Genomic DNA, 26,017 nt, shown 5'->3' on the forward strand with positions numbered 1-26,017 from the left:
AAAGCTGCCATCCCAAGTTTTTTATTGCTCAATAAGGTGAATCATGTCGAGTGAGGCGGAAAATAGAGGCCTACTCGACATGATTTTTTTTTTATGTCGACTGAGCCCAAAATTGATATGCTCCCCCTAAAGTAGACACTTGAAAAAGTAAAACTACTTAAGGGGGAGCATATCACTTCTGTCTTTTTGTTGTGTCTCGGTTGCCCGCTCTTTTTTTCTATGCCATAATAATAAGTATGTTTAAGTGATGTCACTAATTAAAAAGGAGGTTCCTATGCTTAAACGATTTTTCTCCTATTATCGCCCTTATAAATCATTGTTTATCCTTGATTTTACATGTGCTGTTATTGCAGCCATCTTAGAGTTGGCCTTTCCTGTTGCGGTCAACAATGTGATTGATTCTATTCTACCATCAGGCAAATGGAGTCTCGTTATTATCGCATCTTTAGCCTTGTTATTACTCTATGTCATCAACACGGCTATGCAATACATCGTTACATACTTTGGACACAAGCTAGGCGTTAATATCGAAACCGATATGCGTCAAGAACTGTTCAGTCATATGCAAAAGCAAAGCTTTAGCTACTATGACAACAACAAAACCGGTAAGTTGATGACACGTCTCACCACCGATTTGTTTGAAATTTCAGAAGTGGCCCATCACGGACCTGAAGATATTTTCATTACGATTATTACCTTGTTGGGTGCCTTCTTACTGATGTTGCAAGTCCATACTAAATTGGCGATTGCGACAGTCTGCTTGATTCCACTCATCATGTTCGCAGTGTCTTACTTCAACCGCAAAATGACGAAAGTAAACACACGCATTTATGAAGACTTAGGCGAATTCAATGCTGGCATTGAGGCTTCGGTCAGCGGTATTCGCGTTGTTCAAGCTTTTGCTAATGAAGATCACGAAGCGGAACGCTTTAAGTTTTTAAACCAAGCTTATCGCAAATCAAAACTGCACTTCTATAAAATGATGGGCTTGAGCTCGTCTTATAACTATTTGATTATTCGTTTAATTAACTTGTTTGCCCTTTTCTTTGGTTCTTACTACACCATTCAAGGTGAGCTAAGTTACGGTGACTTTGTTGGATTTATTTTACTATCCAATATTTTTGTTCGTCCGATTGAAAAGGTTAATAATATGATTGAACTTTATCCTAAAGGAATTGCTGGGTTCCGTCGCTTCGCTGAGGAGATGGACCGTCCGTCGCTGATTACTGATAAGGCAGATGCTATAAGCGTTGACGGCTTAAACGGGAATATTTCCTATGAGAATGTCTCTTTTTGGTACGACGAATCAGAAAAAGTATTGGATAATATTAGCCTGACGATTAAAGCAGGCGAGACGGTTGCCTTTGTCGGTCCAAGTGGGGCTGGTAAAACAACCCTATGTAATTTGCTGCCACGATTTTATGACATTAAGGAAGGCCAGATTACGGTTGACGGCTATAATATTCAAGATGTGACGATGGCGTCGCTGCGGAATGAGATTGGTGTCGTTCAACAAGATGTTTACCTCTTCCCAGGAACCATTCGAGAAAATATTGCTTATGGAAAACTGGATGCTAGCGAAGACGAGATTAAACGCGCGGCTCAATTAGCCAACCTTGACCATGTGATCGCTGCTATGCCAGAGGGATTAGATACGGTGATTGGTGAACGGGGTGTAAAACTGTCAGGCGGTCAAAAACAACGTCTTTCTATTGCACGTATGTTCTTAAAGAATCCACCTATCTTAATTTTAGATGAAGCAACCTCTGCACTTGATACCGAAACAGAACAAGTCATTCAAGAATCACTTGATTCCTTGGCAGTAGGTCGAACAACCTTAATTATTGCCCACCGTTTAGCAACCATTAAACATGCAACACGTATTGTGGTGGTTGATGAAACAGGGATTTCTGAACAAGGAACTCACGATGAACTGATGGCCATTAACGGCACTTACCGCCGCTTGTACGAAGCACAGTTTTTAGATTAATGATTGCCATAAGGAGGAAACCTAATGATAACCTTTTTCGATTGGACCTTTTACTATCCAGATCATTTCAGAATTTATAGCGATTTAGAAGAAAAAAGAATTGCTTTTCTATCCGCAGGAGATGATGAGATTCACCTCACCTTAGAAGTCGTTGATAACCAACTTGTTTTTCATCCACGTTGGAATGTCAATGTGATTGTTTTAGGTGATAAGGAATTCCGTATCACAACGAATGATTAAGAGAAAAGGCTAGAAGTTCATCTTCTAGCCTTTTTTTGCAGGCATTTTTTTGATGAAATCCTTCTTTTATTAAATTACTATGTTAAAATAATAGTAATTTAATTAAAACGGAAGGAGTTAGATAATGGTTATAGCTGTCTTTAAGGAAACATGGCGGCATTTGATTCGCCATAAGAAAAATAGATTAGTCTTTGTACTGGCGCTCATTGGCATGGTCGTCTACAGTGGGTTTTTACTACCCCACCAAGACGATATTCATACCATTGATCTTGATAAACTAGAAATGAGCATCCACGCCAATAAAGGAATTATGGAAACGGCTGCTGAAAAGGAGAATTTCAGTGTCAACCTCTTTACTGGCAGATCGGCCTATGTGGACGGGAAGCTAAAATACGAAAATAGTAGCGCCCTTCTTAACGCCATTGAAAATGGTGACGTGTCACGCTATCTCGCTATTAGTAGGCAGTATGTACCCGATTTCCATAGGGAGAAACAAACTGAATTCTACCAAAAGAACTCGCTCTTCCCTGACAAGGACTACCTTTTTGATTCACTGACATACAGCAAGCGATTAGAGAGCTATCCAGCTGAAGATTTATCTTTTCATGTTGTCCAAGAAAAAACAGCCTGGCAGCAAATCCAAGTCTTCCTAAGTAAGTGGGGCCCAACTGTCCTCGTGACACTTACCCTTTTTATTGCCTGTGATGTCTTTGTACTAGGCGTAAAAAAACGAACCCAACATATCGGCGTGCCAATAGCTTGGGGGAGCTACCTCTTCATCCAATCACTCGCTATTATTGCCTTTATTTTGGTAATGCTATCTACTTTGGCAGCCAGCTTCTTCCTAATAAACGGCATTTTATATGGCTTTGGCTCACTCAATTGGCCAGTGGTTCTCTTTAACTACAGTGAGGACTTTTTCTTTTCAGAAGTTTCCCCCTTCACCTTAGTGAGTATAGGAAGCTTTTTAGCTCAAGCACTTCCTTTTTTAATCGTATTTATTTACTTTTTCACACGACTATCAGCCTTTTGGTCACTCATTTTCAAGCAAGAAGTCGTCGTTTTCCTAGCAGGATTATTTACCCTCCTCTTTGAGAAACTCTACTTCAGCCGCACAACGAGGGACCTACTCGGCATCGACATCAGCTACTTCCCCCAAACCTACTTTGACTTTGGCAAGGTGATGACCGGGGAAAAGAACTACCTCTTGAATACCTCTACAGTGACTGCTGGACGAGGTATCGTGGTTGTTTTGGTGGCGGTTGTCTGCCTAGAACTTCTACTCGCTCTTGCAGCACGCTTACGAACACGACAAACATTTATTGGTTAAAGGAGGAAAAAGATGCATCTAGCAAAATGGGAATGGAAAAAAATAATGCGCGATTGGAAAACCCGTCTCTTGTTACTGGGCTTTTTCCTCTTCTTTAGCTCATTTTCCCTTCTATATAAACAACAAACGCTCACTTTCCCTGAAGCGGAAATGAATGAGCAGTACCAAACCATTCACCAGCTCTTTAACTCGATTCCAGAAAGTGTCTTCACTGGTGAAGATGGTAAAGATGTTTACGATACCATGGCTAAACAGCAAATGTTATATGGTATGCAGCTATATATTTTGTCTAAACGAGATGGCAATGAAATTAAGGGTTTGGAGCATGTCTTTGACAGCTATTTAGAAAACGGGGTTAATATTGCCCGCAATAATGCCTATTTACTCGAACTCGATCAGTTTGAATACTATGATTATTTGATTAGTTATTTGCCTGATGAAACGGATATTTATAGAGACTTAGCCTTTTTCAACTATATGGACGAAAAAGGGATTGATATCGAATGGAACGCCTTCTCGGCTAGCACTATTTTAGTTGAAGAAGTCAATATGATGATTGGACTGGTTCTGTTTCTTTTCGTCGCTCTACTCGCTTGCGACAGCTTTAGCCGCGATCAATTGAAAAACTGGAGTATTACTCACGGCTTACCCGTTCATTGGAAAAAACAATGGCGGTTGCGTAGCTTGCAACTCTGGTTATTGATGTGGGCAGCCTCTCTTTTAGGGCTAGCAACGAGCTACATCATTAGTTTAATCGTGGAAACGAGCGGAAGCTTAATCTACCCAATCATGATTAACTGGCAAGGCGGTTATTTACCTATTCCCGTTTGGCAGTATGTCTGCCTTGCTTTAGCCTTTGCCATGATGGTTAGCTTTGTCCTCATGCTCTTAGCAACCGGATTGAGTTGGATCTTTAGAACCATTTATTTAACCATTGTGACCATCGTTGCCTTATTCTTTCTTCCATCATTATGGACAGTCATTCAGCCCCTGTCATCGTGGCAGCCTAGCCTTTACTTCCATATTGAGGATGTCTTTACGAGCGACACATTCGCACAACTCGGTGTCAACATTTGGAAGGGCCCGATTGTCATGATCGGACTAGTTGTGATAATCGAACTGATTTTCCATGTGGTTTTCGACCACATTCAAACCCAAACACTCGGATTAAAAAGGAGGACGAGTCAATGACTTTATCCATAGCTGACTTAACCGTCCAATACGGCGATCGCACTATTCTAAATCAGATTAGCTTTGATATTGAAAAAGCATCCATTATCGGTTTGGTTGCACCTAACGGAACGGGAAAAACCACCCTATTCAATGCTATTATGCGCTACATCCCTATTAAAGGTGGCAGCATCACCATTGACGGCAAAACCTATAGCAACAGCCGAAAAGATATTTTAAAGCTCCATCAACAAGTCACCTTTTTTCCTGACCAAGCAGACTTGTACGAGAATTTTTCAGGCCGCGAACATATCCAAATGTATGCTGATATTTGGCAAAAAAAAGCCGGACAGACCGTTGATCAAATTATTGATCGACTACATATGAATCACTACGTCGACCGCCATGTTCACACTTATTCATTAGGAATGCGTCAACGCCTCTGTTTCGCCATGATGTGCGCTGCCGATACTCCTATTATGTTGATGGATGAAGTGATGAACGGACTGGACCCTGAAAATGTCAATCTAGTATCGAGCGTTCTGAATCACTTACGCTCTGAGGGGAAAATTATTATGGTTGCCTCTCACTTACTCGACAATCTCGATGAATACGCTGATAAGGTTTACTTTTTAGAAGATGGGAAGTTTGTTTATATTTCTGACCACCATCAAGAAAAAGATCAGTATGTCAAAGCAAAACTTGCAAAAGCCGACTATGATCGCTTACTCCCACTTCCAGAAGGCAGCCTTTATTTAGACAATAATCTCTGCTGTATTCCGGTTAAAGACGACCAAGAAGCCCTTCATTACGTTAGCCAGCTACGTCACTACAAGGTGGAACAATTGTCAGTTGGGCCATTAGGAACGGCTGATCATTATATTCGCATCTATGATTTTACAACAGAGAATAAGGAGTGATGGCATGAAAAAAATCACAATTCCTTTGCTTCTCGCCATCACGGTTTTAACAGGCTGTTCATCCTTTAAGGGGTTAGCTAGTGAACGCTATGATGGCCGCGTTATTGAACAAGATTCCGCTGCCATTCTGGCTTATCAAGAGAATCAAGTCATTCTTGGCGAAGAGAAAGATGCTTTAAATCCATCCCTTCCCGATTTCTTTTTCCAAGAACCACTGACCTTTGTAGGAGACGAGCTCTTTATACCCTTGAGTGAAACGCCAGTTGTTGTGGGCGATGATGTCCCCCAAGGCCGCTATATGATTAACCGCAACTTTACAGCGGCTCAAGTCACCATCGCTGATGAAACTGGTGAAACGCTCTTTAACTACGTAATGACTGACCAATCTGGGCACTTGGAACTTAATCTTTACGACGGGATGCAACTAACCGCCAATCAAGAAAATGACCAGCAATTTCTTTACCTCACCAATTCCGATTCACCGCCGCCTAATGTGCCCGTTGTGATTATCGGCCAAGGTCAACCCCTGATTGAAGAAGGCGACTATGAATTAAATAATGGGGCCTATTATGTCGGAACTGATTTAGAAGCAGGCAGCTACGAAATGTCATTGTCTTTGTCTTATGGCAATGACAGTTTGAAGTATGTCTATATCTTCAATCCCGACCATAGCTTCCAAGTCATCGAATTACTATCTCGTTTCGAAAGCAAGCCGACTGATGTCAACCCTGTTGTAACCCTTGAGGACGGACAATTCCTTTATATTCAAGATATGTCTTCAGTCTTATTAAGTCCAATTTAAATGAAATCAAAAAGAGGAGCTGAATTTTTTCCAGCTCCTTTTCATTTACTCAAGTGTGCGATACAGCTTTAAAAATTGAGCTGTATCGCACACTTTTACCTTGAAATGTAAGATACAGGCCACTTCAAACAGTCTGTATCTTATATTTAGGACCTTGAATGTAAGATACAGCCGATATTTTTAGACTGTATCTTACATCTCGACAAAAAGAGAGGCTGGAAAATTCCAGCCTCTCTTTTTCGTTTACTTAGAATCAAATGATATCGTCCAGTTTTCCATTGCAACATGGGTTAAATCTGCTTTTAGGTAAGTTGTCCCATTTATTTCAAATTCAGCTTGTGTTTGGTCTATTAATTGCTGGCGCAAATGGTCTAGCCCTGCTTCTGAAACATGATGAAGGCTACTTTCTCCCTCTCTATTAGTTAGTTGAACCTCACTTTGATAATCAAACACCATCTGATAAGAATGGCCATTCTTTTGTCCTGCTTCTAACAACTGAATACCTCGTTTGTTAGGGAGTTCACCTATTTCACCGTGCTGATCAGCCATGCCATGGAAAGGCTCCACGCATAAGAACGGTGCTTCAACACCTTCTTCTGTCCACACACATAAATAAGGAAAATCATTCATGAAAATGGTCACGCTATGCTCGGTTTGATCAGATACTAGACTGGCTTTTTGAAGAGCGCCATCCTGGCCATCAATAATGAGACCCGCACCAAACAGCTCACGGTCTACTTTCAATTTCCCTTCCTTAACGGCAGTTAGCGGACGTTTAATACCACTCACATAAGGCGCAGGATTCATCTCGTGATACTCAAAATCGGTCAGCGTGTTATTGTTAAAGTGAAGCTCATAATCTTCAAAGCGACCCTCGCCATTTAACGGCACGTTAAAGGCTGGATGCCCGCCTAAGGAATAGGGCATTGTTTCGTCAGAACGATTTTCGACTTCAAATAAAACGGTGACTGCATTTTCAATTAAAGTATAGGTTAACTTTAATTGAAAGGCATAGGGATAGCGCGCAAGTGTCTCGTCATTTTCCACTAAGACAAAAGAAGCCGATTCTGCCGTTTGTTCCACAAGCTCAAAGTCATTATCCCTAGCAAAGCCATGTTGAGTCATCTCGTAAATTTGGCCATCCTTGATGTGCTTATTATCAATCAAGCGACCGACAATCGGGAATAAATTAGGTGACTGTTTCGACCAAAACCCTTCCGCCCCTTGCCAAATATAATCAAACTGCTCTGGCTTATGAAAGACACTTTGAAGCTCCGCTCCTTTTTTGGCAATTGTTACTTTCAATCGTTCATTTTCTAAAACAACCATATCATTCGCCCCACTTTGCTCTTTTTTAAAATTATACCCTAGACAACAAAAAAAGCACAGAAACGGCTCGCTTCTGTGCGGATTGTCATAGATTAATCTTGTGGGCTAACATCTTTACGTTTGTCTTCAGTGTGTTGGGTCATCATGTGCTCAGCAACTAATAAGAGAATGGGCAGCACGACATCATCCGCATAACCTGCAATCGGTAGAAAATCAGGAATCACATCAATGGGACTAATCACATACAATATAATCCCCGCAATCAGCCATCTTTTCCGTTTATCTAACTGACCGCTCATTACGGCTGTTGTTAATTGTTTGATCTTTGATGTCGGGGTTGTGGTTAAGCGTTTCTTCGTTTTCATGGTCTCCCTCCTTCAATACCATAATTATAAGAAAAAGGAGCGGTTTTGTTATCGGTCGGAAGGATGATTTTCATTCAAATTCGAAGTAAAGCATTTGTCTTTCCGCCTGGTTTGCGTTATCCTTGGCTTGTAAGACAGATGATTTACTAACCAAATTTGAGGAGGAATACAGATGTTGAACATTGGAATCATCACAGGTAGTACTCGCCCAAACCGTAACAGTATCAAGGTCGCAAATAAGCTAAAAGAATGGGCTGACAAGCGACAAGATGCAACATATGAGGTAGTAGATATTGCTGATTACAACTTGCCCCTTTACAATGAGCCCATCTCCGCTGCTTACAGCCAAGACTATCAAACGCCAGAGGCAAAACCTTGGTCTGAAAAAATTGCATCGCTAGATGGTTATATTTTCGTGACACCTGAATATAATCACGGAATCACATCAGCTCAAAAGAACGCCATCGACTATCTATATGTCGAATTCAATAACAAACCTGCCGGAATTGTTAGCTACGGCTCATCAGGCGGTGTCCGCGCAGCAGAAGCATTGCGTATTGTTTTAGCAGAATTACAAGTCGCATCCGTTCGTACCCATGTAGCTATGTCACTCTTTACTGACTTCGAAAACATGAGCGAATTTACACCAGCTGCCTTACACGAAGATACCTTTAATGCCCAACTCGACCAAGTCATTAGCTGGGGCGAAGCATTAAAAACCGTTAGAGAAAAATAACTGATAATTGCCCATAATAAAAGCATCACATCCACTCATCAAGAGCGGTTGTGATGCTTGTTTATTTATTATAGGAAAATATCCCCTTGCCATTCCCATTGATCGAAGTAATCAAGGTCGGCTTGTTCCAATTTGAAATCAAAGATTTCAGCGTTTTCTTTAATTCGTTCAGAATGAACGGATTTTGTTAACGGAATATAGTTTTTATCTAAGCAGTAGCGTAATAACAATTGTGCAATGCTTTTTTTGTATTTCTCTGCCATCTTAACAATAGCATCGTCCTCTAACATTTGTGGAATCGGTGATAGTGGTGACCACGCTTCAATCGCCATACCCGCTTCACGACTCATCGCAACTGTTTCTGTTTGTAAAACACCTGGGTGAAGACGAATTTGGTTAACCATTGGCTTAATACGACAGTTTGGTAGCAAGTTCTCTAAATGCTTTACTTTAAAGTTGCTGACACCAATTGCTTTTAATTTGCCTGCTTCATACGCTTCTTCTAGCGCACGCCATGTTTCAATGTTATCTTCTGCCCAATCCTCTTCATGACCCGCAACCTCTGGCCAGTGAATTAAGAACAAGTCCATATAGTCAGTTCCCAATTTCTCTAACGACTCATCAATCGTACGAACCGCATTTTCATAACCATGGTTGGAGTTATTTAACTTGCTCGTTAAGTAGATTTCCTCACGCGGCACACCGCTCAAGCGCATCCCTTCCCCAACCAACGCTTCATTGCCGTACATTTGCGCTGTATCAATATGACGGTAGCCTAATTCTAAAGCAACCTTCACACCTTCCACACACTCTTTCGGATCTGTATTACGCCAAGTTCCGTAACCTAGAACTGGAATCGTTGTTCCATTACTCAATGTCACTTTTTCATTTCCAAACATATCATTCACTCCTCAAAACAGTTTCTTTTACTATTGTAACCCATTTCAACTAAGAATTTCTTCTGATTTGATTTCTTTTCAGATAAGAAAAGCGGACAAGTCCGCCTTGGCCTATGAAAAAATAGGAAATTTGACCCTGAATGAGCAGCGAAGCGCGCAATGGGGCAAATTTATCTTTTTTTCAGTAGGCCAGGACTTGGGAGCTAGACATTGATGGCTGAACTTATAATCCCCTAGTCTATAAAACAAGATTAAGCAATAAATAAATGAAGTAAACCACCAGCAGAATCAGTCCTTCTCGCTTACTAATCACCAATTTTTTAGTATTAAAAATAAAATAGGTCAGCATCCCGATGACGAGGACTGCCAGCGGAAAATGAAGCTGGTAAAAAATAGTCGGCACGCCCAATCCTGCTGGCGAAAAGGCAATGGAGACACCGAGTACTAAAAGTAAATTGAGGCTATTGGCACCAATAATATTTCCGATTGCTAATCCACCATAGCCTTTCTTAACTGAGGCATAAGTGGTGCTCAATTCAGGCAAACTCGTTCCCAAAGCAACCACCGTTCCCGCGATCACTGCTTCTGAAACGCCCAGCCGGCTAGCGGCCGTCTCAACCGTGCTCACCAAAATACTGGCGCTGGCAGCCACCCCAACGGCACTAATGAAAATAATCAATCCTTCTTTCAAAAATAAGGCAGTTGGTTCGTTTGGCTCAACCGCTTTTTTCTTTTGTTCTGCTTCCTCAGCTGGTTTTCTAAATGACAACCTCATATAGAGAACTAACCCTAATAAAAGAGTCACTCCGATTAGTGGATGAATCTGTCCTGCTGAGAAAAAATGCTGGTCAAAGGGATATTTGCTCGCCACTATCATCAAAAGAATTGGCCCAATTAAAAAGGGTAATCGACTGGCGGTTGTTTTGGCTACGGGCATACTGCCTGCTAAACTGCCTATGCCTAATACTAAGGTAGTATTGGTTACCACAGACCCAATCGCATTGCCTAAAGCAAAGTCAGTTGTGCCGTTGATAAGGGCAACGACAGAGGTGGCTAGTTCGGGAAGAGTGGTTCCGAGTGATACAATGGTTGCACCAATGAGAAGTTCCGATACGCCGAATTGACGCGATAACGTTACTGCGTGGTCAACCAAATGATCCGTCGCCTTAGATAAAAGATACAAAGATGCTGCAAAAATAAGCATTAGAATCGGCCAAGATTGGCTAGAAATAAAAGTTGTCATTGCTACTCCTCCTAACATGAACATAAAAAAGCGCACGCTCAATAACTTCTTCCCACCCCTGAAGAAAAGTCCTTGAACGCATGCGCTCAACCGTATGTCATTATTTCAAGACTATTATATCAAAACACTGTGTCCTGACAAGAATAATCGACTTTTATTAGTTACTTGTTTCCAACACCGTATATCTCCCGCTTTGAACATACACCATTAAAACAGAAATATCTGCTGGGTTTACACCACTGATGCGGCTAGCTTGAGCGATTGTTTCAGGTTGAATTTTTTTCAATTTGTCTTTTGCTTCTGTAGCAATGCCATTGATGGCATCGTAATCGATATTTTCTGGAATGCGTTTCTCTTCCATTTTCTTCAATTTTTCTACTTTAGCAATGGCTTTTTTAATATAGCCTTCGTACTTAATTTGGATTTCGATTTGGTCAATGACATCACTTGCTAATTCTTCTTCAAGTGGTGCGAATGGCGATAATCCTTTGTAGTCCAACTCTGGACGTTTCAGTAAATCACTGAATAAGAACCCATCTTTCAATGGTGCTGAATTGCGTGACGCTAGGAAAGCTTGCAAGTCTTCTGTTGGTTTAAGGCGAATCGTTTTAATACGCGCAATCTCTTCGTTAACAGCTTCTTGTTTTTCTAAGTATGCTTGGTAACGATCTTCGCTCAACAAGCCAATCTCATGGCCGATCTCTGATAAACGAATATCAGCATTATCGTGGCGTAATAGCAATCGGTATTCGGCACGAGAAGTTAGTAAACGGTAAGGTTCTAGCGTTCCTTTTGTAACCAAATCATCGATCATAACGCCAATGTAGCCATCGCTACGTTTTAAAACAAGCGGCTCTTTTTCTTGAACCGAAAGTGCGGCATTAATTCCGGCGATAATGCCTTGTCCAGCAGCTTCCTCGTAACCAGATGTTCCGTTCATTTGGCCTGCTGTAAATAGATTTTTTACCAATTTTGTTTCTAGTGACGGACGTAGTTGGTGAGGTTTGACTACATCATACTCAATGGCATAACCTGTCCGCATCATTTTAGCATTTTCTAAGCCATCAATAGAATGTAGAACTTGCAATTGAACATCTTCTGGTAAAGAAGACGACAAACCTTGCACGTAAACTTCTTCGGTGTTGCGTCCTTCTGGCTCTAAGAACAATTGGTGACGCGGTTTATCGCTAAAACGAACGACCTTGTCTTCAATTGATGGGCAGTAACGAGCGCCGACCCCTTCAACAATACCGGTAAACATTGGCGCGCGGTGCAAGTTATCACGGATAATTTGATGGGCCTCTGTTCCTGTATACGTTAACCAGCAAGACAATTGCTCTTGTAAGTAATCCTCATCTTTAGAGCTAAAGCTAAAATGATTTGGTTCTGCATCTCCGGGTTGTTCTTCCGTTTTAGAGTAATCAATCGATGATGATAAAATTCTTGGCGGTGTTCCTGTTTTAAAACGTGCCAAGTCAAAGCCTAATTCGATTAAGTTTTCAGACAGTTTAATCGATGGTTGTGAATTGTTTGGACCTGATGAATATTTTAGTTCACCAATAATAATTTGGCCGCGAGACGATGTTCCTGCTGTTAGGACAACCGCTTTTCCTCGGTAAATAGCACCAGTATGGCTAACCACACCTTTAACTTCACCGTCTTCAACGATTAATTCTTCTACAATCCCTTGTCTCAATAACAAGTTATCTTGCTTTTCGATAGTCTTTTTCATTTCTTGGGCATAGTCATTTTTATCTGCTTGCGCACGTAATGCTTGAACAGCAGGACCTTTCCCAGTATTTAGCATCCGCATTTGCACATAAGTTTTATCAATATTACGACCCATTTCGCCACCGAGAGCGTCTACTTCACGTACGACAACCCCTTTAGCAGGGCCACCAATGGATGGGTTACATGGCATAAATGCCACCATATCTAAATCAATTGTCAATAAGACTGTTGAGCTACCCATTCGAGCCGCTGCAAGTGCAGCTTCCGATCCCGCGTGTCCAGCACCAACGACAATCACATCAAAATTTCCAGCTTCATATCGGTTCATTCGTTTATTCCCTTCTTTATGTCGACCTTTATTTTCCGAGGCAGAATTGACTGAATAGTTGTGTCAGCAATTCATCCTGAACAGTGTCACCTGTAATTTCACCTAATAGTTCCCAAGCTCTCGTAAAGTCAATCTGAACCAGATCAACCGGCATAGCCATTTCAATACCAGAAATAACTTCTTCTAAAGCTTCTTGTGTGTCATGTAAAAGTGCGATATGACGGACATTAGAAATGTAAGTCGCGTCCTTCTCACCCGTTTCGCCAGCAAAGAACATAGCAGCGATTTGTTTCTCCAATTGGTCCAATCCTGTTTGTTCCAACATAGAGGTTGTAATAATTTGCTCTGGCTTGCTCCATTCGGTTAGCTCACTAACCGATACCTTTGCGGCCAAGTCACTCTTGTTTAATAAAATAATGCGGTTCATATCTTGCGTTAAGTCAAGTAAAGCGCGATCTTCATCAGAAAGCACTTCATTTTGGTTAATCAATAACAAGATTAAGTCTGCCGCCAACAAAGCTTGACGACTACGTTCTACACCAATTTGTTCAACAATATCGTCTGTTTCACGAATTCCCGCTGTATCAATCAATTTCAAGGGAACGCCGTTAACATTGACATATTCTTCAATCGTATCTCGGGTTGTTCCTGCAATATCCGTTACGATTGCTTTTTCTTCTCGAATCAAACGGTTCAACAAGCTTGATTTCCCAACATTCGGGCGACCAATAATGGCAGTTTCTAGTCCATCACGCAAAATTTTCCCTTGTTTAGCTGTTTTCAGTAGTTGGTCAACATGACCTTGTACTTCAATGGTTTTTTCCTTCAATAGTCGCGTTGTCACTTCTTCAACATCATCGTACTCTGGGTAGTCGATATTCACTTCCACTTCTGCCAATGTATTTAAAATAATTTGGCGAATATCGCGAATCAGATGAGACAAATCGCCATCCAATTGGCGCAAAGCCACATCCATCGCTCGGTCTGTTTTCGCCCGAATCAAGTCCATAACAGCTTCCGCTTGGGAGAGATCAATCCGCCCATTTAAAAACGCCCGCTTAGTAAACTCACCCGGTTCTGCTAACCGCGCGCCGTGTTGTAAAATAGTTTGTAAAATGCGGTTCACACTTACCACACCACCGTGGCAGTTAATCTCAACAACATCTTCTTTCGTAAATGTCTTAGGCGCACGCATAATCGTTACCATGACTTCATCAACTACTTCATCCGTCTTAGGATTATGAATATGGCCATAGTGAATGGTATGGCTATCAACATCTTTCAGTTGCTTCGATCCTGACTGGTATAAGCGATCAGCGATTGCGATCGCATCATCACCACTTATTCTTACAATTCCAATTGCCCCTTCTCCTGGAGGCGTTGAAATAGCTGCAATTGTATCAAATTCCGTTATCATCATGAGGGATTGCCTCTCCTTCCTATCAGTGTTTCATTTTTGCGCATGAAAAAAGTGCCCACTCCACCCGTTGTCTGTTCGGATGGTTAAGCACTTTGACTGCGTCACACATGTTGGTTATTTTATTGGTTCTTTCACAATTGAATTCTAAGAAATTATACCGACATTGCTTACTAAATGCAAGTCCTTTGTTTCAATTTTAATATACTTTTGAGACTAGGTTTTTTCATAAACATCGTGTTAAGATAGTTGGAAGACGATATGAAGAAAGGACTCACTTATGAAAATCATCATCTCACCCACTAAAAAAATGGTCGCCGAGACTAACAGTTTCTTGGCAGAAACAACGCCCCTTTTTCTTAAAAAAACACAGGTCATTCTCGATACTCTCAATAGCCTCACCTACGAGGAAGCGAAAGCGATGTGGAAGTGCAATGATCAGATTGCCGCAGAAAATAGAGAGCGCTTGAAGCAAATGGAGCTGGCTAATCAACTATCGCCAGCTGTGATGAGCTATAAAGGTTTGCAGTTTCAATATATGTCTCCGGATTTGTTTAGCGAAAATGCTCTAGCTTATATGAAAGAAAATTTGCGAATTTTATCTGGTTTTTATGGGGTCTTGCGCCCGTTTGATGGCATTACGCCCTACCGTTTGGAAATGCAGGCGCCACTTCAAGTCGATGGCCACAAAAATCTCTATCGCTATTGGGGACGTCATTTGTATGACGCCCTTGATTTCAGTGACGGACCGGTCATTAATCTAGCTTCCAAAGAATATACTAAAGCCATCAGCCCCTACCTCAAGGAAGGTGATCAGTTGATCGAAATCATGTTTGCTAATCTAATTGATGGCAAGTTGAAGGTAAAAGCAACACTAGCTAAAATGGCACGCGGACAAATGGTGCGTTATATGGCTGAAAATCATGTTGAAGCGGTCGAAGACTTACAACACTTTGACCATCCTCATTATCAATTTTCAGCAGAGCATTCGACCAGCCAAAAATATGTTTTCATTTATCAGGACTAAATCACTGACCTTCCTTCGATTTTACTCACTAATTATGATAAAATTTAAGGGAGAAGGCGCATACCAGAAACAGACCAGTATGGGCTAAGGAGTTAAGGAAAATGAATAAATTTCATGAAATTTTTAGAGACCTCAAACAACGAATCGAACAAAGAGAATACCCTGCTGGCAGCCTGCTGCCCAGTGAATTAAACTTGGCCCAAATGTACAGCGTATCACGGGAAACCATTCGAAAAGCACTGCGTTTATTATTGGAAAGTGGCTATATTCAAAAGCAACAAGGAAAAGGCTCGATTGTCTTGGACATCCAGCGCCTGCAATTTCCCGTTTCTGGATTAACCAGTTTTAAGGAGCTTCAAGATGGCCAGCAAATTAATAGCGAGACGATTGTCCTTCAAAACAAAGTAGAAACCATTCCGCGCTACTTAGCCGAACGTTTCCACATTCCCGAAGACCAACAAGTGATTAGCTTAGTGCGCTTGCGTAAAATTTCAGGCGAAGTCATCATTTTGGATAAGGATTATTTGCTGCGTGATATTGTCGGCTCTGTGCCAACCGATGCAGCCGAAGTCTCCCTTTATGACTATTTAGAACAAGAACGACAGCTCAATATCGCCTACGCTAAAAAAGAATTCGTCGTCGAACCGATTACCGAAGAAGACAAACATTATATGAACTTGAAAAACGATACCCATGTCGTTGTCGTTAAGAGTGAAGTCTATTTAGAGGACACCCGCCTCTTCCAATATACCGAATCACGACACCGCCTAGACCGCTTCAAGTTCGTTGAGTTTGCTAGACGAAAACATAGTTTGTGAGAAATAGTCAGCAACAAGAGCGCCCCTTAGAAAAAGGAGCGCTCTTGTTTTGTTATTTATTTTGTTCCGATTAGTTGTTTACCATAAGTTGCTGGCGTTGTTGTTGATGATAGAACTTTACGTCCTGTTTCCTTATCGTTGAAGTATGTTACCTCTACCACTTCTACGATTGAGCCGTTTGTTCCTTCTTGGTTGAAAGACTCACTTGCTGATTTAGTTGGGTCTTCCGTTACCACTTTACCCGCAATGATTGGTGTTGTTGTTGTTACTTGTTTTACTGTTGTCTTTTCCATTGTTCCTACGATATCTGTTGGGAATTGCGGCTCTACATTAATATGTTTAATAACTTCTACCGACACTCTGTCCCCATTTACAAATACTTCTTTTGATACGTAATGGGCTAAACCGTTAACTCGTTTACCCGTTGTGATTCTTTTACCTTTTTCTACCGTGTTATCATACTTGATAATCTCTCCGATTGGTATAATATTTGCCTTATCCTCTCCAAGATACTCTTCTACTGTTTGTCCTTTTTCGTTTTTATATTCTTTTATTAAATCAAATCTACTAATCAAATGTTCATTGTCTACTTCTGTTAGAGCCGTTGTAACATATGATTCACCTGTATTAACTTCGCTGATTACTTTCTCAGAGCTTACTGCTGCACCGTTTTTGTGTTCGATTGTATATGTTTTTGCTACCGGTGTTTCAGGTGTTACTGGCGTTTCTTCTTCTGGTGTTTCAGGTGTTACTGGAACCTCTGGTGTTTCTGGAACTTCTGGTGTTTCTGGCGTTTCTGGTTTTTCTGGTGCTTCTTCAACTGGTTTTGATACTTCTGGTTTTGATTCTTCTGGTTTTGATTCAACTGGTTTTGATACTTCTACTGGTGCAAGAACTACGTTACGGTCAGCTTCAAGAACATTGATTAACAAATCGCCTACTAAGATAAAGTCTTTATCGCCAATTCCGTTTGCGGCTGCTAATGTGTCAACGTCTGTCCCGATAATTTCTGCAACAATACTTAGCGTATCTCCCCATTGAATCATATATGCGGCTAAGCCAAGCTCTTTTTGACGTGCTATTTCAGCCTTGACTTGATCTAAGGTGTTTGGACTCCAAGAAATCGTTACGCCTTCAAAAGCTTTCTTTGATTCATCTGCTACTTCTTTAGCTAGGTCTACCTTACCTTCAAATGATGTCGCGTCTGACCTCAGTACATACGCAATTGCTGTGTCTGATACTATGGTTGCTTGAGCAATGTCTGCGCCAAGCGCAACTACACCAAATAATGCAACCGCTACCCAAATCCCTTTTACTTTACGCATGACTTTGTTTCCGCTTTTTGTTCTTGCCGATCTCACATCTAATCCCTCCCAATAAAGTTAATATCTAGTTATTATCATATCTTTTATCTTAATATAGATTGCAATTCATATTATATTCTGTTGCATAAACGCACAAAAACAGGAAATAGTGCCAGCCCTTTTTTCGTGATGTAAGATACAGACTGTTTGAAGCGGCCTGTATCATACATTTCAAGCTAAAAGTGTGCGATACAGCTCAATTTTTGAAGCTGTATCGCACATTTGAGTAAATAAAAAAAGAGCTGGAAAAAATCCAGCCCCAGCCTATCCCTATTTTTTTCTCTTCTATTTAAAGCCATCAATTTCTTCTTCCCAAATCAGGTCGTCTAGTTGGTAAATTGCCTGTAGTTCTTCGTAGCGACTTCTTAGGCGTTTTGCAAAGAAGCTTGCTTCGATAAACATGAGATTATGGTAAAGGCGCGCAATTTTCTGCAAGTCTTCTGGACGCTTTTCTTTCACCGCATTGTGAAGAGCTTGAGAAATAGTGAAGTAACCTTGTACGCTGTGGAAGGTGCGATTAACAACAAATTTTTCAAACTGCTCAATCACATTTTGTGCATGGCTTAATTCTTTACGTTTTAAAAGCTCAAAATGTGCTTCATCGGTTAGGATGATGAGGTTCAGATTGCGCTCAAGGAAATAGGGATCCGCGGCTCTTCGAAAGGTCCGATTAAGGTAGTACAGAATTACCGAACTCTCCATGCGGTCCAAGATAAAGGTAAACAGATACATTTCCTTGAAATCCCAATTTTGGACTTTAAAAAGATAATCCTTAAGGTCTTGTTCTTGCTTAGCAGCCGTTTCGCCACCCATTTTTAGTCGCACTTGAATCGCCATCATGCCGTAAATATCATAGGTTCGCTTGGCTTTGCTTGCAAAAAGGTCTGCGATTTCTTTCATATGGGCAACATCATTGCTAGTCATGGCATCCATCATCAAAAGGGTATCCTCATTGCTACGCTGGATATTATGATCAAATAAACCAGCCTCTCTAAAACTCAAATCCATTTGACGCAAAATATAAAGGAGCTTGTCAATCGCCAATGTTTGACCCTGTTTAACAAAGCGTGAATAAGAAGAATGCGAGACATAATCACCGCAAATAACTTGCATGGACAAGGCTTTCTTCTTACGTAGGCTCTCAATTAATTCTTTATGGCTCATGGTCATTATTTAATCAGCTCCATTTCTTGGTGTGGGATATTTAATTCACGACAAGTTTGGGCGATAAATTGCGATTGATGAGCCAAGTTTAAATCAGAATAAAAAGCGCTCAATTTGTTAATTTGGTCGACCGCTCTCTCAGCATCAGCCGTAAAATAAAGATGAATATTCTGGTAGAATTGTTGGGATAGTTTCCACCCCAAATCGAGTGGATCCAAGTAAATCTCTTCTAACATTTTGTAGTAGTGGGCAGCTTTTTTTCGTTGACCTGCGGCGAGGTTTTTGATGTACATCATGCCGCAAACATAGAATAAGTTTTCAGCCAAGGCCGTTTCTTTTAAATCCGTTAGTTGTTTTAATGGTTTTTTTACAACGGCTTCGGCATCCGCTAATGTCATATAAGGCAATAATAGTTTCAGCGCGAAAAAGTCATTATCGCTCAGCGCTTTGTACTGCTTGATGTGGTCTTGGACGACTTCAAGCTGCTGTTGGCGATGAGGGTCTTCAGAAAGTTGACTGGCCAGAGCAGTTGATACCATTAAAAAGCGTTCGTCGTAAATGCCCCAGTCCTTTGTCTTGTGAGGACTTGCTTGAAAGTCCATATATCTAGCTTGATAATCAGCGACTAACTGCTGAACAAGTGCTAAATCATGGTAGCCTTTCGCATGATTTAACATCGCGTAGTGGTGTTTAATTCTGAAAAAATCTTGATAATCTTGTAAAAACATCGCAAAAGTCATATGTAATCGGAAAACTAATTTCATAAAGGAGTCTGCTGCGATCATTGTCTTCCCGCTGACAAAGCGAGAGTAAGTCGAAGGTGAGATAATCCCTTCGCATAGGGCACTGATTGTCATATTACGATTGCGTCGTATTCCATCGATTACTAAACCTAAATCTGATTCATCCATAGTTGGGCCGTCCTTTTTAATGTAATGTGCATTGTAATTTTAATCACAAGTATATCATATCGTTACATTAGTTTGTGCTTTATATAGAGCAAGTGGCCGTTCAATAATGCTATTTCACTCTTTTTTCTTCACAATTGTGTTACATTATTATCATCTTTTAAAAGAGGTGATGTTCGTTGCAGTCAGATATGACAAATGGCCCAATTGCCAAACTGCTGATTCGATTTTCGATTCCTATGATTTTAGGGAATCTGATTCAGCTTTCTTATAATGCCTTGGATTCTATTATTGTTGGTCGCTGTGTCGGCAAGAATGCCCTTGCCGCAGTCGGAACGTCCAATCCGATTATGACCATTATTGTTTTGAGTATTAGTGGGATTTTATCCCAGCCTTACAATGGTAATACGACTTGAAATTGAATGTGCTGATTTGAAAGAGCTAGCGCATGAATACTGCCACCATGTTGGTGAACAATCGCTTGAGCCAACGATAGCCCAATCCCATAGCCACCAGCACTTTGATTGCGCGACTCATTTTCGCGATAAAACCGATCAAACAGTCGGTCCAAATCTTCTGGCATAACCGCCACCGTATTTTGAACCGATAAAACAGCTTTTTTATTGTCCGTTTTTAAGAAAAGCGGACAAGTCCGCCTTGGAAGCTAGACATTGATGGCTGAACTTATAATCCCCTAGTCTATCAAAAAAGAGCGCCCATTCTACATAAGCACTCTCTTTAAAATCTTCTTATTCAACCTTACTCAACTTATAATATTCCAATGTTTGATAGTCAGCTAAGATGATATTATTATCGTCCATAAAGTTTATCAACAAGGTCAGCTCTGTCTCACTATCATAGGTCTGTCCGTCTATTGTTTCTGTTAAGTAATCAAGTTGGAGTAAAGCATATTCGGTATCATTCTCTGGATGGATAAGCGGAACAACATCCGTCACATCAATTAATAATACATTTTCTTCTTTCATGTTGCTGTCTTTATACCATTTTAATTCGCCTGCATTAAAGTGCAGGTAGCCTGAGTCGCCAGCATCCCATGTCCCATTAAGTACTGTATGAATCTCTTCTTTTGTTTTTGTCGGTTCATGACTGAAATCAGCCATGCCTAAAACTTCTTCTATTCGCTCGTTTGTGAGTGCAACTCTCTCTTGATCATTATATTCTTCTTTTGGAGCTGTTAACTTAAAGGTATAATTATACAACTCAAAACCAGAACGATAATAATACGTTTGATCAACTGATTGCAACTCTTCGCCGTCTGATTCGAAAGTTATTGGTGCTGTTTCAACATGAAACCATTCTCGATTGTTTATCGTTACCCTTTCTTCTTTTACAACTTCGGTAACGCTAAACTCCGTAAGCTCATCATCTTGCAGATAGTAATAAGGTAGGTAATCATAATCAAGCGGAACCAAACGATAACCAACATCTACAGTTGATAGCAGAGATTTTTCATCTGTAAACCAAAAATTATTGCGTATCTGAATTTCATCCCCCATACTAAACTCTTGATTTAATGTGGGTTGCAACAAATCCGACTCAAGAATCGGCATTTCATAGGTCAATGAATTCCCCAAAGTAAAGCTTTCAGTTGTATATTCAACTTCATATTCTGTACTACATGCTCCTAAAAAAACAGCTAAGCCAGCCACAAGTAAAATCTTTTTCATAAGCGCCTCCTCTTTTCATACTATTGTTTCTTATATTATACTGAATTAATAAAAAGGTTTCATTTGATAGGGTCCTGTAGAGTTTAAAAAAATAAAAAACTGTCTTCATGTAACAAAGAGCACTTTGCCTATGATGACAGTTTCCATATTTTTTTACTTTCTTATCACGAATCCGATAGGGGCTGCCATTTACGATGATGATCAAAATGAGCAGCTTCTTTTTGAGCTGATTGGATAATCTCGACAGGATAATCTAAAACTTTAAGCAAGGAAATCGCATTCCTTACTCGTGCAGGTCCTGATTTTAGCAGATAATCAAAAACGACTCCCTCTTCTTTCGTGACACTTTCAGCAAAATGAACATTCTTGCAACTTGTTTTTAATATTTCGGTCAATTCAATATCATGGGTCGCAATAAATGCCAGACTCGGAAAATTCCGAAGCCAATGAACGACACTTGATGAAGCAGCAATCCGTTCAATTGTATTCGTCCCTTTCAGAATCTCATCTATGAAACAATAACACTTCTCATTTGTTTCCACTTGTGTTAACAAACGCTTAATCGACTTGATTTCCGCAATAAAGTAACTATCTCCTTCAAAAATATTATCTTCTACCGCCATAGAAGTTATGACGTGTCCCGGGGCCAAAGAAAAGCTGGAAGCAAGAGCCGTTTGTATGGTCTGAGCAAGGATACAATTAATTGCAACACTTTTGATATAGGTAGACTTTCCAGACGCATTTGAGCCCGTAACCAAAGTATTCTTTTTCCAATGTAATGGATTAGTAACAGGTTCTTCTAAAAGAGGATGATAAATGCTTTCTGCAGTGACACCATCTTCTTGAAATTCCGGCTCACAACTCAACGGCATATAGGTCCGGAAATTTAGGATGGCAACTGCTAGCTCTAACTTCCCTAAAAGCTGCCAAACTTGAATCGCTTTTTTCTGATTTTTCTGCAAGCTGTTCAAAACAAAACTATAAGAAATAAAAGGAAGCATGACTACCATATTTAAATAATCGAATATCAAATCCGCTTCCGTATTGCCTTTTAAACGAAAAGCGAAGCCGAATTGAGGAATAGTTCGGAGTGGCTTTAATGCCTCTTGTAACGGTTTTTGCAAAGGTGTTTCAATCTTTGCTAGTTTGTTTGCAGTCGCAATCATCTGAACGAAATAGCGCATGCTGTTTAATTCCGTTTCAAGAGAAAGTTTTTTTATCATATAATAAATCGGATTTAAGACCGCACTAGCCAATAAAAAAAATCCCCCAGCTAGTTGTCCGAAAAGCAAAAGAAGTACGCCGATAAAAGGGAATAAACCTAATGCTAGATAGATATACAAGTTACCTAGTTGATTTTGCGGCTTTGACAGATAGGCTGTTACTAAGTTATTATCTTGCTTTCCTAAACGTGCGAACTGATATTGTACTTTCTCTCTTGTTTGAGGATTTTCCTCATAATATTTTATTACCTTCTCCAACTGTTCATCTTTTTTAAAATGATAATTGCGAAGTTGACAGTATAAAGCCTGAGAGCCTATGCTGGAATAAGTAGCATTGATTGTTTCAAAAACGTCAAATAAATCCAGATCGTTCCAAGTAAGATCATCAATTTCAGAGTCCCATTCAGAAAAGGTTTTTTCAGTTTGCCAAGCTGTTTTCAAGCTTTTCTCCTTATCAAAACGAATTTGGTAGGGAGCTTCCCCCCACTGATTCCGTACTTTCGCTTTCAGTTTCAGGCGGTTGCGTATTTCCATGAAAATAATTACGCAACACACAGCCACTACGATACTTATTACTATATAACGATCCCCCATTGCTAACTCCCTCTATAACCCCTATGAGATTACTTCCTTTAAAATTCCAACTCAATTAAGAGCGGTGTGTGATCTTGCCGAATTCCAGAATCAAGCATTTCCGACTTGACTACTTTATCTGCTAGTCGATCGCTTACTAGAGCGTAATCAATTCTCCAGCCTGAATTATTAATTTTACTTGTCTTTCTTCATCCGTGAATCCCGCAGAGAAATGATTGCGATCGGGGTGAGCCAAGTCTATTTCCTCATGAGCGACATTAAAGTCTCCCACTGCCAGTACTGGTTTTGTTTGGTCTAATTGGGATAAATATTCTGCGTATTTTTGATCCCAAATTTGGCGGTCTTCTAATCGTCCCAATGTATTTCCAGCATTCGGAGTATATACTTGTGTGACAAACAAATCTTCAAATTCCAAGGTAATGATTCTACCTTCTGCATGTTTCTTTGTTAATCCTTTTGCGGTTAGTTTTGTTTCTTGAATCGCAATGATATCGGGATTCAAAGCAAGTATATTCCTTAGTACCTCTCGCGTCAGCAGTGCACGATTTGAATCACTGGTTAAAGCAGCATTTAATGAATCTATATTCCATGAAATTAACTTCATTTCGTTTCATTTTTTCATTAATTTTTCGTAAAACACTTCGTTTTTTTGTTTCAGCAAACTATTTTTTGGATAAATAAAATATAAGGGACGATTGATTAAAAAATCCTTTATATTTAGATAGCACAATTCACCTTTTTCGACTTCTTCTTTTGCAACTTCTTCATACATGAATGAGACAGCATCTGATTTCTTTAATATATTTTTTATAATTGAAAAACTACTGATTTCATGAATCTTTGAAACGGATAGCAGCGAATCATTTGTTTCATATAAAAAATTTTCGTAAATTTCTCTTGTTCCCGAGCCTTTTTCTCGTAAAAGCAAAGGATATTCATGTATATCGCTTATATTCACTTTGGAATTTTCCAAGGGGTGACCTTTTCTGCTTACGGGAAGAAATTTTGTATTCTGAAACTCAAAATAATGAAACAACGATTTATCAAATATCCCTTCGATAAATGCACAAGATAATTCATTGTTCAGTAACATATCAATAATCATTTCTGTATTTTTTACAGACACAGAAATGACTTCGTCAGAATCACTTAAATACGCACTCAGATAATCTGGTAAATAGTAATCAGCGATCGACAATGTTGAACCAATCTTAATAGATGTCTCAACTCTCTTTATTTGATCGATTAATTGCTTCTCATTTGCAAGCTGAAAATTTGCATAACTGTATAGTAATTTTCCTTGTTCAGTTAAAGTCACTGTTTTACCATCGATTATAATCAAACGACATCCATAATGTTCTTCAATTTTCTTTATATGCTGGCTAACAGCAGGTTGGGTTAAATTCAACGCATGAGCCGCTTTTGTATAGTTTTTATATTTAGCCACTTGCACAAACGTGAGTAGTTTTGTATCTAGCATGGAACCCTCCTTAATGTGATTTTTACTCCTTTTACCATAACATAACCTTATCAACGATAACAAATCATAATTGGATTTTATCGTTGTGCCCTTGTAAAATTACATTAGATTTATAAATTATTCTTAATGGAAGGAGAAATGTATGAAAAAGCTATTAAATTATTTACCTGGTTTTTCTCTTGCTTTATTACTTGCCTTAGTCGCACGGTTCATACAGTCTTTATTGCCTATACCCATTGTTAGTGATTCTTTGATCGCACTATTTCTTGGGATACTTTTAAATAATTTTTGGAAACCTAGTAAAGAAGTAACGGTGGGGTTAACATTTACGTCTAAAAAAATACTTAAATTTTCAATTATATTATTAGGTGCTTCTTTAAGTATTGAAACCATTCTAACTGTTGGACGCTTATCTTTAATTGTCATGCTCTTTACTTTAGTAACCTGTTTTGGAGGAGGATACTTTGTAGGGAAATGGCTTGGTTTGAATTGGAAACTCTCTAACATGATTTCTGCCGGGACAGGAATTTGTGGTGGTTCTGCCATTGCTGCTCTCGCTCCTGCGATTGATGCGGAAGACAAAGATATTGCTTATGCAATGTCTGCAACCTTTCTTTTCGATGTAATTATGATTATCTTATTTCCTATTATGGGACGGGCGTTAGGTTTAAGCGATATCGCATACGGTTTATGGACGGGTACTGCAGTAAACGACACTTCAAGTGTAGTTGCTGCTGGATATGCATTCAGCGAAGCAGCAGGTGATTTTGCTACAATGGTCAAGCTGACTCGCACCCTATCTATTATTCCAACTGTATTGATTTTCTCTTTAATTAACACTTATTCAAATAGAAAAAACTCGGTTACTTTAAAAACAAAAAATGAAAAAGTAAATTTAATTTCTCTCTTTCCCTGGTTTATCATTGCATTTGTGGGTATGTCTGTGATCAATAGTATGGGATTCATTCCTCTTCCGTTCTCTAATGCATTGAAATTATTAAGCAAGTTCTTAATGGTTTCTGCTCTAGCCGCAATCGGTATGAATACAGACTTCAAAGAGATGAGAAAATCTGGCCTTAATCCCATGATTCATGGGTTCATTATTTCTACTCTAGTCGTGATTGTAGCAATCACTGTAGAATTTTTCATGGGAATAGTGTAACAACAAGAATTTCAGGCCAATAGCTACGATTCGTTTAATTTCCCGGAGGCAGAAAAAAACTTATATTACCCTACTCCATAAGAAAAGCG

At 39.8% G+C, this 26,017-nt stretch carries 24 protein-coding genes and 1 pseudogene; 11 read left to right on the forward strand and 14 right to left on the reverse strand.

The window, feature by feature from the left end:
• The first annotated feature begins 274 nt into the window (after window positions 1–274).
• The 6 genes from BW721_RS07980 to BW721_RS08005 all read left to right on the forward strand — a co-directional run bounded on the left by BW721_RS07980 (window position 275) and on the right by BW721_RS08005 (window position 6,452).
• Window positions 275–1,990, forward strand: a complete 1,716-nt coding sequence (locus tag BW721_RS07980) for an ABC transporter ATP-binding protein (RefSeq protein WP_076767696.1) — start codon at window positions 275–277, stop codon at window positions 1,988–1,990.
• 24 nt (window positions 1,991–2,014) lie between these two features.
• Window positions 2,015–2,230 (forward strand): hypothetical protein, encoded by a 216-nt coding sequence (locus BW721_RS07985; protein WP_198031334.1) that lies wholly within the window; start codon window positions 2,015–2,017, stop codon window positions 2,228–2,230.
• Between the two features lie 124 nt (window positions 2,231–2,354).
• Window positions 2,355–3,560: a hypothetical protein gene (locus BW721_RS07990; protein WP_076767697.1), complete on the forward strand. Its 1,206-nt coding sequence runs from the start codon at window positions 2,355–2,357 to the stop codon at window positions 3,558–3,560.
• A 12-nt stretch (window positions 3,561–3,572) separates the two neighbouring features.
• The gene (locus BW721_RS07995) at window positions 3,573–4,751 is read left to right on the forward strand and encodes a hypothetical protein (RefSeq protein ID WP_076767699.1); all 1,179 of its coding nucleotides are present in this window, start codon (window positions 3,573–3,575) and stop codon (window positions 4,749–4,751) included.
• A complete protein-coding gene (locus tag BW721_RS08000) occupies window positions 4,748–5,650 on the forward strand; it encodes an ABC transporter ATP-binding protein (protein WP_076767701.1) in 903 nt (300 codons plus the stop codon). The genes BW721_RS07995 and BW721_RS08000 overlap by 4 nt, the downstream gene beginning before the upstream one ends.
• A 4-nt stretch (window positions 5,651–5,654) precedes the next feature.
• On the forward strand, window positions 5,655–6,452 hold the full coding sequence (locus tag BW721_RS08005; protein ID WP_076767702.1) for a hypothetical protein: 798 nt from the start codon (window positions 5,655–5,657) through the stop codon (window positions 6,450–6,452).
• Between the two features lie 243 nt (window positions 6,453–6,695).
• Here the strand turns inward: BW721_RS08005 and BW721_RS08010 are convergent, their stop codons facing one another.
• Both BW721_RS08010 and BW721_RS12335 read right to left on the reverse strand, forming a co-directional pair.
• On the reverse strand, window positions 6,696–7,781 hold the full coding sequence (locus BW721_RS08010) for an aldose 1-epimerase family protein (protein WP_076767704.1): 1,086 nt from the start codon (window positions 7,779–7,781) through the stop codon (window positions 6,696–6,698).
• Between the two features lie 92 nt (window positions 7,782–7,873).
• On the reverse strand, window positions 7,874–8,146 hold the full coding sequence (locus BW721_RS12335; RefSeq protein ID WP_083686837.1) for a DUF1232 domain-containing protein: 273 nt from the start codon (window positions 8,144–8,146) through the stop codon (window positions 7,874–7,876).
• A gap of 172 nt (window positions 8,147–8,318) precedes the next feature.
• Here BW721_RS12335 and BW721_RS08020 point away from each other — a divergent pair, with 172 nt between their 5' ends.
• A complete protein-coding gene (locus BW721_RS08020; RefSeq protein WP_076767707.1) occupies window positions 8,319–8,882 on the forward strand; it encodes an NADPH-dependent FMN reductase in 564 nt (187 codons plus the stop codon).
• Window positions 8,883–8,950: 68 nt separating this feature from the next.
• Here BW721_RS08020 and BW721_RS08025 read toward each other — a convergent pair whose 3' ends face one another.
• The 4 genes from BW721_RS08025 to mnmE form a co-directional block, all read right to left on the reverse strand.
• Entirely contained in the window at window positions 8,951–9,781 is an 831-nt protein-coding gene (locus BW721_RS08025; RefSeq protein WP_076767709.1) for an aldo/keto reductase, read from the reverse strand.
• 238 nt (window positions 9,782–10,019) lie between these two features.
• A complete protein-coding gene (locus BW721_RS08030) occupies window positions 10,020–11,024 on the reverse strand; it encodes a sodium:calcium antiporter (protein ID WP_076767711.1) in 1,005 nt (334 codons plus the stop codon).
• A gap of 157 nt (window positions 11,025–11,181) precedes the next feature.
• Window positions 11,182–13,083, reverse strand: coding sequence for a tRNA uridine-5-carboxymethylaminomethyl(34) synthesis enzyme MnmG (gene mnmG / locus BW721_RS08035; RefSeq protein ID WP_076767713.1), 1,902 nt, complete (start codon window positions 13,081–13,083; stop codon window positions 11,182–11,184).
• A gap of 28 nt (window positions 13,084–13,111) precedes the next feature.
• Window positions 13,112–14,500 (reverse strand): tRNA uridine-5-carboxymethylaminomethyl(34) synthesis GTPase MnmE, encoded by a 1,389-nt coding sequence (mnmE, locus tag BW721_RS08040; RefSeq protein WP_076768687.1) that lies wholly within the window; start codon window positions 14,498–14,500, stop codon window positions 13,112–13,114.
• A 280-nt stretch (window positions 14,501–14,780) separates the two neighbouring features.
• On the opposite strand from mnmE, the gene yaaA reads away from it, so the two are divergent.
• Window positions 14,781–15,527 (forward strand): peroxide stress protein YaaA, encoded by a 747-nt coding sequence (gene yaaA, locus BW721_RS08045; RefSeq protein WP_076767715.1) that lies wholly within the window; start codon window positions 14,781–14,783, stop codon window positions 15,525–15,527.
• A 101-nt stretch (window positions 15,528–15,628) separates the two neighbouring features.
• A complete protein-coding gene (treR, locus tag BW721_RS08050) occupies window positions 15,629–16,345 on the forward strand; it encodes a trehalose operon repressor (protein ID WP_076767717.1) in 717 nt (238 codons plus the stop codon).
• A gap of 56 nt (window positions 16,346–16,401) precedes the next feature.
• Here treR and BW721_RS11820 read toward each other — a convergent pair whose 3' ends face one another.
• From BW721_RS11820 to BW721_RS08070, 3 genes are all read right to left on the reverse strand, one after another.
• Window positions 16,402–17,706, reverse strand: coding sequence for a G5 domain-containing protein (locus BW721_RS11820; RefSeq protein ID WP_156892217.1), 1,305 nt, complete (start codon window positions 17,704–17,706; stop codon window positions 16,402–16,404).
• Between the two features lie 288 nt (window positions 17,707–17,994).
• Window positions 17,995–18,879 carry an Rgg family transcriptional regulator gene (locus BW721_RS08065; RefSeq protein WP_076767723.1) on the reverse strand — a complete coding sequence of 295 codons (885 nt, stop codon included), beginning with the start codon at window positions 18,877–18,879 and terminating at the stop codon, window positions 17,995–17,997.
• A complete protein-coding gene (locus tag BW721_RS08070; protein ID WP_076767725.1) occupies window positions 18,879–19,784 on the reverse strand; it encodes a helix-turn-helix domain-containing protein in 906 nt (301 codons plus the stop codon). The genes BW721_RS08065 and BW721_RS08070 overlap by 1 nt, the downstream gene beginning before the upstream one ends.
• A gap of 176 nt (window positions 19,785–19,960) precedes the next feature.
• On the opposite strand from BW721_RS08070, the gene BW721_RS08075 reads away from it, so the two are divergent.
• Window positions 19,961–20,197 carry an MATE family efflux transporter gene (locus tag BW721_RS08075; RefSeq protein ID WP_198031335.1) on the forward strand — a complete coding sequence of 79 codons (237 nt, stop codon included), beginning with the start codon at window positions 19,961–19,963 and terminating at the stop codon, window positions 20,195–20,197.
• On the opposite strand, the gene BW721_RS08080 is transcribed toward BW721_RS08075, so the two are convergent.
• From BW721_RS08080 to BW721_RS08100, 5 genes and pseudogenes are all read right to left on the reverse strand, one after another.
• Window positions 20,176–20,364, reverse strand: coding sequence for an ATP-binding protein (locus BW721_RS08080; protein WP_198031336.1), 189 nt, complete (start codon window positions 20,362–20,364; stop codon window positions 20,176–20,178). The two genes, BW721_RS08075 and BW721_RS08080, sit on opposite strands and share 22 nt — an antisense overlap.
• A 166-nt stretch (window positions 20,365–20,530) precedes the next feature.
• Window positions 20,531–21,469: a hypothetical protein gene (locus tag BW721_RS08085; protein WP_076767729.1), complete on the reverse strand. Its 939-nt coding sequence runs from the start codon at window positions 21,467–21,469 to the stop codon at window positions 20,531–20,533.
• Window positions 21,470–21,633: 164 nt separating this feature from the next.
• Window positions 21,634–23,286, reverse strand: coding sequence for a MutS-related protein (locus tag BW721_RS08090; protein ID WP_076767732.1), 1,653 nt, complete (start codon window positions 23,284–23,286; stop codon window positions 21,634–21,636).
• A 38-nt stretch (window positions 23,287–23,324) separates the two neighbouring features.
• A pseudogene (locus BW721_RS08095) lies at window positions 23,325–23,890 on the reverse strand (endonuclease/exonuclease/phosphatase family protein).
• A 6-nt stretch (window positions 23,891–23,896) separates the two neighbouring features.
• Window positions 23,897–24,766, reverse strand: a complete 870-nt coding sequence (locus BW721_RS08100) for a LysR family transcriptional regulator (protein WP_076767734.1) — start codon at window positions 24,764–24,766, stop codon at window positions 23,897–23,899.
• Window positions 24,767–24,908: 142 nt separating this feature from the next.
• On the opposite strand from BW721_RS08100, the gene BW721_RS08105 reads away from it, so the two are divergent.
• Entirely contained in the window at window positions 24,909–25,928 is a 1,020-nt protein-coding gene (locus BW721_RS08105) for a YeiH family protein (RefSeq protein WP_076767736.1), read from the forward strand.
• The last annotated feature ends 89 nt before the right edge of the window (window positions 25,929–26,017 follow it).

It is taken from the genome of Jeotgalibaca sp. PTS2502 (genome assembly GCF_001975685.1).
Lineage (GTDB): Bacteria > Bacillota > Bacilli > Lactobacillales > Aerococcaceae > Jeotgalibaca > Jeotgalibaca arthritidis.